The 2,091-nt window shown below is 67.4% G+C and carries 3 protein-coding genes; all 3 read right to left on the reverse strand.

What is annotated here, in order from left to right; translation table 11 throughout:
* A partial coding sequence (locus DS843_RS30790; protein ID WP_149472611.1) for an IS66-like element ISAli15 family transposase occupies window positions 1-1,011 on the reverse strand: 1,011 nt, incomplete at its 3' end.
* 69 nt (window positions 1,012-1,080) lie between these two features.
* Window positions 1,081-1,437: an IS66 family insertion sequence element accessory protein TnpB gene (gene tnpB / locus DS843_RS30795; protein ID WP_149472612.1), complete on the reverse strand. Its 357-nt coding sequence runs from the start codon at window positions 1,435-1,437 to the stop codon at window positions 1,081-1,083.
* Window positions 1,434-2,009 carry an IS66-like element accessory protein TnpA gene (tnpA, locus tag DS843_RS30800; protein ID WP_408902106.1) on the reverse strand — a complete coding sequence of 192 codons (576 nt, stop codon included), beginning with the start codon at window positions 2,007-2,009 and terminating at the stop codon, window positions 1,434-1,436. The genes tnpB and tnpA overlap by 4 nt, the downstream gene beginning before the upstream one ends.
* Window positions 2,010-2,091 lie beyond the last annotated feature (82 nt).

The following is a 2,091-nucleotide window of genomic DNA, read 5'->3' on the forward strand; positions in this document are numbered from 1 at the left end:
ATGGCTCCAGCAGGCCGCCAGCACGACCCTATTGCCGGCAGCCAGCCGTTCGAACCCGGCGTAACCGTCCACCTGCAGCACCCCGCAGAACTCCCGCAGGTGGGCGGCTGGGCGTTCGCCTTTGCGATCGCTGGTGTAAGCGTAAATCACCGCCGGCGGGTCCAGCCCCTGCCAGGGCCGATCATCGCGGGCATAGGCCCACAGCCGTCCTGTCTTCACCCGGCCAGTTCCCGGCGCCAGCGTCGGCATCGGCGTGTCGTCGGCGAACAGCTTGGCCGAGGCGAACAGGGCCTTGGCCAGCTCCTCATGCAGCGCCTCCAGCCACCAACACGCCTGTCCCGCCCAGCCCGCCAGAACCGAGCGGTCGACGGGGAAGCCGTTGCGGGCCAGGATCTGCGCCTGGCGGTAGAAGGGCAGATGATCGCAGTAGCGGCTGGTGATGACGTGCGCCAGGATCGCCGGCGTCGCCATGCCCTTGGCGATCGGCTTCTCCGGGGCCGGCGCCTGATGCAGCGTGCCGCAGCCGCGGCAGGCGTACTTGGGCCGGCGGATGCGCAGCACCCGCACCTGGGCCGGCACGTAGTCGATCATCCGGGCCACCGTCTCGCCGGCCTCATGCAACGCCCCGCCGCAGCAGGGGCATACCCCGGCGCCGGACTCCAGCCCAGGCGGCTCGAGCGTGAGATCGTGATGCGGCAGATCATCGGGCAAGTCGCGGCCACGGCTGGGTGGTTCCGCAGGGGCCGACGGTTCCAGTTCAGGGGATGCGAGTTTGGCCTCGACCCGGGCGATGTCCGCCTCCAGCTCCTCCAACCCGAGATCGAGCTGATCGGGATCGAGCCGTTCGGAGCGCCGCCCGAAGACGGTGCGCTGCATCTGCCGGAGTTGCTGACGCAGAGCCTCCAGCTCCGCCAGATCGGCTTTCTGGCGCTCCACGACCTCGGCCAAATCGCGCACCATCTGCTGCAGCAAGGCCGGATCAGCGGGCAGGTTGTCGAGGTCGAAGCGCATGGCCGATTGTACCTCGGATCACGGCCCCAAGCCAGCCAAGCCCGCGGTTTTCCTCATCTTTTCTCCCATTTATCCCGCTACGGCCGGCCTGGATGCCGACACGGTGTGACGCCATTCCAGTCCCTCCAGAAGCAGGGACAGTTCCGCCGGCGTCAGGACCACCGTGCCGCCCGGCGTCCGCGTCGTTGGCCAAACGAAACGGCCGCGCTCCAGCCTCTTGGCGAACAGGCACAGGCCGTTCTGATCGGCGTAGAGAATTTTCACGCGTCCAGCCCCTTTCCCTCGGAAGATGTAGAGGTGGCCGCAGAACGGGTCCTTGCCGAGGGCCTGCTGCACCAGCAGGGCGAGTCCGTCGAAGCCCCGGCGCATGTCGCAGGGCTCCAGCGCCAGGTAAATGCGCACACCGGCCGGGATCGACAGCATCATGGCCGCTCCAGCACGCTGATCACCCGGCGCAGTGCTTCGGCATCGACATCCCGCCCAACCCGCAGCCGCCGTCCGCCGGCCAACTCGATCTCGATCATGCTGGCACCGCATGGAGTTGGCGGCGTGAGGGGAAGAGCCGACGTGGTGTCCGCCACCTCCACCGGCGCGAAGATGGGCGTCGGCTCGGCCGGAGTGAGCATCTGGCGGCGCCAGCGGAATAGCAGGCTGGGATCGACCCCGCGCCGCCGGGCGACCAGCGACACGCTCACGCCCGGCTCGCAGGTTTCCGCCACCAGCTGCTCCTTCTCTGCCTGTGACCAATACCGCCGGCGGGGTGCCGCCTCGACGATCTCCATCACCAAGGGAGCGCTCGCCGTCATAGGGACAGCACCAGGACTATCCCTATGACAGCGAGCGCTCACCTCCTCCACAGCGGCAAAGCGGTGCGACCACCGGCCCAGAGCCCAGCGTCCAATTCCATGGGCTTCAGCGTAGGCTTTCTGCGTCAGCCCGCTGCCCTTCCAGGCATCAACATGATTGCGCCAATAGCTCTCCAGATCCTGACCCGACATCCTCTTACCCCGCTGAGCTGCGACCAGCGGAATATTTCATGAACCACGATCACGTCGGATGTGTCGTCACACAACGCTTACG

It is taken from the genome of Roseomonas genomospecies 6 (assembly GCF_008365375.1).
In the GTDB taxonomy this organism is placed as follows: domain Bacteria; phylum Pseudomonadota; class Alphaproteobacteria; order Azospirillales; family Azospirillaceae; genus Azospirillum.

What these genes read in the sequence shown, in the direction of transcription:
- tnpB (WP_149472612.1), bottom strand. Translation starts at nt 1,437, where the DNA reads ATGATGCTGTCGATCCCGGCCGGTGTGCGCATTTACCTGGCGCTGGAG.
- tnpA (WP_408902106.1), bottom strand. Translation starts at nt 2,009, where the DNA reads ATGTCGGGTCAGGATCTGGAGAGCTATTGGCGCAATCATGTTGATGCC.